Consider the following 5,819-nt stretch of genomic DNA (forward strand, 5'->3'; position numbering starts at 1 on the left):
CCCATGGGATTCTAAAATCGCTGACACTTGTAAATGAAGATGCTATATATATATCTGATATTCCTCTAATATACGATATGGGAGCTATTAATCCTACAAAGGCAAACCCATGTTGCACACAAGGCCACCAGTGAGAAATAGTTTCATCAAAATTCTTAGCTAATTTTGATCCTTTTATGAAATTTTTAAAATTTGATTCTATAGGAATAAGGTCTGTGTTATTTTCACTGGCAAATTCTGCGGCTTCTTTTGTCGCTAACTGCCATCCCTTCGTGTCTTCTAAGGATATATCAGCTCCATGGACTATAACAAGTAAGGGATTTTTATCTACATTGTTAATATAGCTTGCTACAGAATCAACTCCTCCACTAAAAAGTAATGCTGAATTTGATTTTTTGTAATTATTCTTTATAATTTTATCGGCTATTACCTGCCCTCCAATATTTATCTGGCCATACATCTTTTGAAAACCATTTTTTATATTATTCAGTGCACTATAAAAAGTCTGGTCAATTTCTTCCACATGTAAATCTGCATTTAAAAACCAACATACCGGAAGAATATTTGACAAAAGTGGAATATTCAATATGCTCTCAGGTACATTTGACAAATCTTCATCATATTTCACATACATATTTCCATTAAAATATTGCAACCCTTCACTATATTCGATTTCGTACTCCACAGTAAAATTATCTTTAAGTTTTGTATGTTTTACTCTGATATATTCAGTCATTTAACATATCACCTTTCTTTATGCAGATATAATCTGCTATTTTATATCTGTTCCCAGAACAGATTTTGATAATTTATTAAAATCGTCAGAAAAGCTTAATTTTTCTTTATTAGAATTTATGGTTTCATCGCATATGTCCAAAAGACTATCGAGTAACTTTTCATGGTTCACCATTTTTATATAATCCAATTTCTCCAGCCATTTATAAACTCCTGTAACTTTATGATTAAAAGTTTCTAAAACAATACATGGTGTTCCTGTAATCGCACAAAATATCATTCCATGTAATCTATCTGTTATGACAAGTTTTGACCTGCTTATCTCTGTAATTATTTTTTTTAACTTTATCTCCCTAGTACTTTTATCTTGATTCTCTTCTAATACCGTGTCCATTGTTTTTACAACCTTATATTTTTTAATTAATGAAGCAGTGATACTCTTCTCAAATTTTTCCGGTAGCACTCCTTCTTTATCCTTTCTGAGACAAAGTAATACTCCATCACGTTTCCCAGTTTTTTTTTCATCAAGATATAAGACCATATCCGGACTTTTAATAACTCTGGATTCTCCAAAAAAACTTTTCATTATTTCAAAAGATTTTTCCTCTCTTGCAGCCAGAAGCAAATTTTTATGGGAATTATATATTTTCTTTGTTTTTTCCAGCTCTTTTTTACCATTTTCAGTATTACTGAAATCTATAGTTTGAGGCAGGGATACTATTCTATTATTTTTAAATTTTTTAATTATAAACCGCCTCTGATTTTCATCATTTAAATACATATCACCCATGTTTCCTCCTCCCAAAATCATAACTATATCTTCGGGAGTCAAGTAACTTTTTAAGGCTCTTCCATATTTATAAATATCATGCATGTCCAATTCTAAAAACTCGTAATCCTTAAAATTTTCCTCTATAAATTTTTTACTTGCAATGGCAATAGCGTGATCGCCCATATTTTTATGCCTTGGAGTCAAAGTAAGAATTATTTTTTTTTTGTTCTTATATTTTTTAAACCTACTTTTATAAAAAATACCCATTAAATATATTAAATTTAATTTAATTGATGTTTTTATCTCCACAATTGAACATCCCCTTTTTTATATTTACCTAACTTAATTTTATTAAATTTATATACAAAGTCGGAAAATACTTTAATAAAAAAAACTGTATTATATTTTTAAAATTTAACTCTTTTAAATACTTTTTTTCAAAATAAGGCATTGTTTTGTCTGTCAGAATATTCGTTTGTATATATTTTTTAATCTCTTTTATTTTCAAATTTTTTTCACTTTTTATATAAGCCCTGGTTATCCAAAGGAGCTCCTTTGATCTTCTCATTGAAAATGTTTTACTCAATTCTTCGTCTTTTGTTTTATATTGATTATAAAATATATCAAAAAGTTTTATTTTATCCAATTTTTTCAGACTAAATTTACTGTTCATTATAGAGCCTTCTCTTTTGGTGTAGTTTATTAATTCTGAATTTATATATCCTACCTTATCAGACTCAAGAAGAGCTCTGATGGTAAAGTCTTGATCCTCTATATATCCAATCTCGTTAAAAAAAAGTTTTTTTATTATTTCTTTTTTATATACTATGCTACAGGCATATATAAAAATTTCCAGGTTCAGATATTTCATTAAAATATTTCTGGATGTCTCAATTTTATTTACATTTTTAAATAATTCATTATAATGCTGGAATAATTCTCCATTTTCTTCAACACGCTTAAATTGAAAAAATACAACATCTGGATTTTCAGACATAAATAATTCTATAACTTTTTCAAATGCATCCTCAGTAATATAATCATCTGAATCTAAAAAAAATATATATTCTCCCACAGCCTTTGATAAGCCTACATTTCTAGCATTACTTAAACCTCCATTTTCTGATAGGTTTATAATTTTATAATTAAAGCTTACATCTTCTAATTGAGTTTCTATAATTTTTAAACTATTATCTATAGAACCGTCATTTACAAATATCACTTCAAAATTTCTATAAGCTTGGGACTCCAAACTTTTTATGGTTTTCTTGACATAATCTCCAGCGTTATAAAAAGGTATGATTACACTTATCAATTTATTATTTTCCATAATTACACCTACCTGTCAACAGTATTTCTTTCCATACAATGACAACTATAGTTAAATATTTTTTTAAACAAAACCTCTATAGATCTTCCAGTTTTAAAAGGTTTTTATCTTTTTCTGTTATTATTAAATTCTCTATTTCTTCTTCTTCTAATATTTTATCCAGTTGAATATCACCTGAAAAAACAGAGATACCGTGCTGATCCTCAGCAAAGTAATAATTGGAACTTTTGTATAAAACAACTGAATCAGACAGACTTATAAATCCGTGAGCAAATCCTTCAGGAACTGAAAAAAGGAGGTTATCCCCTTCTTTGAGTTTTACTTTGAATACCTCCTTATATGTCAGTGAGTCTTTTCTTAAATCCACGACAATATCTATTATATTACCTTTTAAACAACGAATAAGCTTAGCTTCAGGATTTTCCAATTGATAATGAAGTCCTCTTACACTGCCTTTGTTGGATATCAGATAATTATCTTCTTTGAAGTCACTATAAATTCCCACGGCAGAAAGTTCCCTGTCGCTATAGCTTTTTAAATACTCTCCCCTCATATCCTTAAAAGGAGTCATTTTTATAAGCTTCAAATCATTTGTAAACTCCTTGTCCAAAATAAATTTTTCCATTTCCCTCCTCCTTTTAAAACCTCAACCATGCATTCTTCTGAGACCTTCTTCTATGGAAATAGTACATTCCCAGTTAGGAAGTTTTTTAAAATCTCTCCAGGGATTCATGACCTCTCTTTTTCTGTAAGCTCGACCTCCCCAGTTAACAGACAGCTTATTTCCAGTAATATTCTCATATATAGATATAAGTTCTTTTAGTTTTATAACCCTTCCAGAACTAACTGCATATTTTTCATATTTGACTTTGCTGTTTTCCGCAAGATATTCATACGCCTTTATAAAGGCGTCTACAACATCATCTACATGAACCAGGTCTATAACCTGTTCTCCCGGTGATAAGTCAAGAACAGTCTCATTTTTGGAAAATTCATTTAATAAATTTATTAATTTGGGTCTTGTATCAGACTCTCCATAATTATCAAATAATTTTAAAGTGATTGCCCTTACATCTTCTCCCTGAATATAATATTCCATTATCTTTTCAAAAGATTCCTTTGTAGCCGCATAAAGGCATACAGGATTATATTCTTCATTGTTATAATGCTGCCAGGATGTACCGGTATTTACGATAAGTTTGGTGTCAGATTCTTTCATAGCTTCTAAAACCTGAGCTCCAAATTTTATGTTGCTATCCATCAGGATATCCACATCTGTTATGTTGTGTTCATCAATAATTGCTGATGCCAAGTGGAATACCACATCTGCATTTTGAGCTTTGAAAAAATCTATCAGTTTAAATATATCTCCATCATATTCAAGAATATTCACTTTATCCCTTATATCTTCAATGTTTCTATAACCAAATTCTTTTTTTGAAATTATAGAAACTTCCCAACCCCTCTTCAAAAGTTCTCTAGACAGATTTGATCCCACAAAACCTGTCCCCCCTGTTATAATTGCTTTCTTTTTCATCATAACCTCCTGCAGATCAAAATGGATTTATTTTAGAAAACTCTTCAAATGAAATTAAATTCTTATCCTTTTCTGACATAATTGGGCTGTCTATTCCCCAGTCAAATCCAAAACTATTCCAACTGATACCAAAATCACAATTACTGTCATAACATTTGGTTGCGTTGTAAACTACTGTGGTGTCATCTTCCATGGATTTATATCCGTGTGCACACCCCTTTGGAATATATAGAGAATAATGGTCCTTTTCAGATAGTTCTATAGAAATATATTTCCCGTAGGTTAATGATTCTTTTCTCAGATCTAGAATTACATCTATTATTTTTCCTCTTATCACATTTATCAACTTTTCATGATGGCAAGTCGGAATATAAAAATGCATCCCTCTTATTACATTTTTATGTGATACAGAATAATACGACTCTTTAAAATCACTGCACAGTTCATTTTCTGTAAAAAATTCTTCGTTATATATTTTGTTAAAACTTCCTCTTTCATCCTCTATATGAATTTTTCTAATTATGAATACTCCTTCAATTTCAGTCTTAACAAGCTTCATCTTCAATCCTCCTTGTTCATAAACTCCTCTATCTGATTTACACAGAGCTCATAAACATCTGTGCTCCTGTAACTTTTATACCAGTCTACAGTCATTTTCAGAGCTTGATTTATATTCAACCTAGGTTTCCATCCTAATTTAAATCTGGATTTTGAAATATCCAGTATCAAAAGGTTGGCTTCATGAAGAGCATTCGGGTCTGATACGTCTGTTACTTTTCCGGTCCCGTAAAGATTTATTAATTTTTCAGATACATCTTTTACGGTTATTATTGAATCCAGATCAGGTCCAAAATTCCATCCTTCAGAATAAGAGAGCGGTTCTTCCCACATCTTCTTCCCCAAAAGTAAGTATCCGCTCAGAGGCTCTAAAACGTGCTCCCACGGCCTTATAGCTTTGGGATTCCTTATTTCTATGGCTTTTTTTTCTTCTATATATCGTATGCAATCTGGTATTATTCTGTCCTGTGTCCAGTCTCCACCACCGATTACATTTCCAGCTCTCACACTGGAAATAGCTTTCCCGTGTATTTTATAATCTTTAGGATTAAAAAAGGATCTTCTCCATGAGCTAATTGCTATTTCGCAGGCTCCTTTGGAGGAAGAATACGGGTCATAGCCTCCAAACGGGTCATCTTCTCTATAACCCCAGATCTGCTCTTTATTTTCATAGCATTTATCAGTGGTTATCATTATTCCTACCCGGGTTTTAGGACTGTTTCTTATACACTCCAATATGTTTATAGTCCCCATCACGTTGACCTCGTAAGTCTCTACGGGTATTTCATAAGAAAGTCTCACTAAAGGCTGAGCAGCCAAGTGAAAAACCATATCCGGTTTATACTTATCAAAAACAGAAGCCAGCTTCTCTCTGTCCCTGATGTCTC

Annotated in this window: 7 protein-coding genes; all 7 read right to left on the minus strand. The window is 31.2% G+C overall.

Annotated elements, in window-relative coordinates:
- Nucleotides 1-736: hypothetical protein (locus ABZA26_RS06070; protein WP_372713629.1), on the minus strand; the 736-nt coding region annotated here is incomplete at its 3' end.
- Between the two features lie 36 nt (nucleotides 737-772).
- A complete protein-coding gene (locus ABZA26_RS06075) occupies nucleotides 773-1,816 on the minus strand; it encodes a polysaccharide pyruvyl transferase family protein (protein WP_372713630.1) in 1,044 nt (347 codons plus the stop codon).
- 28 nt (nucleotides 1,817-1,844) lie between these two features.
- Entirely contained in the window at nucleotides 1,845-2,837 is a 993-nt protein-coding gene (locus ABZA26_RS06080) for a glycosyltransferase family 2 protein (protein WP_372713631.1), read from the minus strand.
- Between the two features lie 76 nt (nucleotides 2,838-2,913).
- Nucleotides 2,914-3,462, minus strand: a complete 549-nt coding sequence (locus tag ABZA26_RS06085) for a dTDP-4-dehydrorhamnose 3,5-epimerase family protein (protein WP_372713632.1) — start codon at nucleotides 3,460-3,462, stop codon at nucleotides 2,914-2,916.
- 21 nt (nucleotides 3,463-3,483) lie between these two features.
- The gene (locus tag ABZA26_RS06090; RefSeq protein WP_372713633.1) at nucleotides 3,484-4,374 is read right to left on the minus strand and encodes an NAD-dependent epimerase/dehydratase family protein; all 891 of its coding nucleotides are present in this window, start codon (nucleotides 4,372-4,374) and stop codon (nucleotides 3,484-3,486) included.
- A gap of 16 nt (nucleotides 4,375-4,390) precedes the next feature.
- On the minus strand, nucleotides 4,391-4,933 hold the full coding sequence (rfbC, locus tag ABZA26_RS06095; RefSeq protein ID WP_372713634.1) for a dTDP-4-dehydrorhamnose 3,5-epimerase: 543 nt from the start codon (nucleotides 4,931-4,933) through the stop codon (nucleotides 4,391-4,393).
- A gap of 2 nt (nucleotides 4,934-4,935) precedes the next feature.
- Nucleotides 4,936-5,819, minus strand: an 884-nt coding sequence (gene rfbG, locus ABZA26_RS06100) for a CDP-glucose 4,6-dehydratase (RefSeq protein WP_372713635.1), incomplete at its 5' end; no start/stop codon positions are given.

This window comes from Ilyobacter sp. (genome assembly GCF_041583315.1).
Lineage (GTDB): Bacteria > Fusobacteriota > Fusobacteriia > Fusobacteriales > Fusobacteriaceae > Ilyobacter.